This window comes from Arthrobacter vasquezii, assembly GCF_029455255.1.
GTDB lineage: Bacteria > Actinomycetota > Actinomycetes > Actinomycetales > Micrococcaceae > Arthrobacter_D > Arthrobacter_D parietis.
The window spans coordinates 1-1,356 of the sequence record NZ_JAROKN010000122.1; the positions used below are offsets into that span (position 1 = coordinate 1).

General features: G+C 67.3%; 2 protein-coding genes. Both read right to left on the minus strand.

Annotated elements, in window-relative coordinates; translation table 11 throughout:
• A partial coding sequence (locus P4U43_RS17885) for a hypothetical protein (RefSeq protein ID WP_277359947.1) occupies positions 1–1,114 on the minus strand: 1,114 nt, incomplete at its 3' end.
• Positions 1,111–1,332, minus strand: coding sequence for a hypothetical protein (locus tag P4U43_RS17890; protein WP_277359948.1), 222 nt, complete (start codon positions 1,330–1,332; stop codon positions 1,111–1,113). The genes P4U43_RS17890 and P4U43_RS17885, both read right to left, overlap by 4 nt.
• Between the last annotated feature and the right edge of the window lie 24 nt (positions 1,333–1,356).

Genomic DNA, 1,356 nt, shown 5'->3' on the forward strand with positions numbered 1-1,356 from the left:
TGGCCCCGCGCGCCGACGCCAGAGCCAGCGCGCCCCGCCGTCGTTCGAGGAGAAGCCGTACCGCAAGGGCGGCAGTTGCCAGGCACACGCCAAGCGGCCCGGAAGCCAGCAGCGCGAGAATCTGGTTGGTCGACGCGGCACGCTGGGTGGCATCGGCTATCGCGTCCGGCGTTTCGGACCCGAAAACGACAGTGGTCGGCAACGGGGAGGTGGAGGGAACGGTGTGCGGCGTCCCGAGGAACTCACGCAGCTGCGCGGCGGTTTGCGGTGCTGTGCTGGCGGTCAGGGAGTCGGTGGACACCGGGTACCAGTAGGAGGTCTGCACATGGTCAGCCGCTCGCGAGAGGAACGGGAACGCCCTGGGGGAGACGAAGGCCGTTGCATTCACGGCCGTGCCGGTGTCCGGATTGAAGTCCTCGGCCGCTGAGAGCAGCGTGTTGTTCAGGCTCCAGTAGGGGGAATCGGGGTCCTTCGGCGCGTAGATGCCGCTCAGCACAATCGGCTGCGACCGCACCTTGTTGCCCTCATCGCCGGATTGACCCGGCAGGAAGACGGCAACGTTCCGCTCCTCGCCGACCGGCCACTTCGCTGACGCGGCGGAGTCCCGCGAGAGGAGAATCTCCACCGGATCCTCGCCGTACTCTTCCGGCGGCGGACCCGGCAGCGCGCCCTCCACCAACTCGATGTGCTCGAGTGCCTGCACGTCAACGGCGTAGTTCAGCACCAGTTCGCGGATACCGTCGGGCAGCGGCCCGATGCTCGAGTTGACGCCGGTAGCCAACCAGCGGCCCTTCCCGAGGACTGAGCCAAGCGGCTCGGCCAGGTCTTCCCGAATGGTGGCGAGTGCGTCCTCGGTGGCCCCGTCAATGTCCGTCTCGTCGAAGGCGCGGTCGAAGTCCTCAAGCGGCGGAAAGGACGTGCTGAATGCGCGGACTGCCTGCTGGGATCCCGCAAGCTCGGACACCGACTCCTGCAGGTCCGCCGTATACATCGAGTCCACCGCACGCGGCCATGCGCACAGCAACGCCGAGACCACCAGCACAATCGACGCCACCAGTACCGAGGGCCAGCGGGAGTGCCGGAACTCGCGGCGCAACAGCCGATACAGGCTCACAGCGCATCCACCGCCAACGCCGGCGTGAGCGCCTGCCGCTTCACGCGCTCGCCGTAAAACCACGCCGCAAGCACGAGAATCAACACCTGCACCGCGAGCACGCCCAGCAACGGCACGACGGCGATCGACAGCGGCGCCCGCAGCGCCTCCGACGCATTAACCACCACCGCTGCTGGTGTCACCGGAGGTCGAACCCTCAGCACCAGAATCAGCACCACTGGTCGAGGAATCACCAATCACCG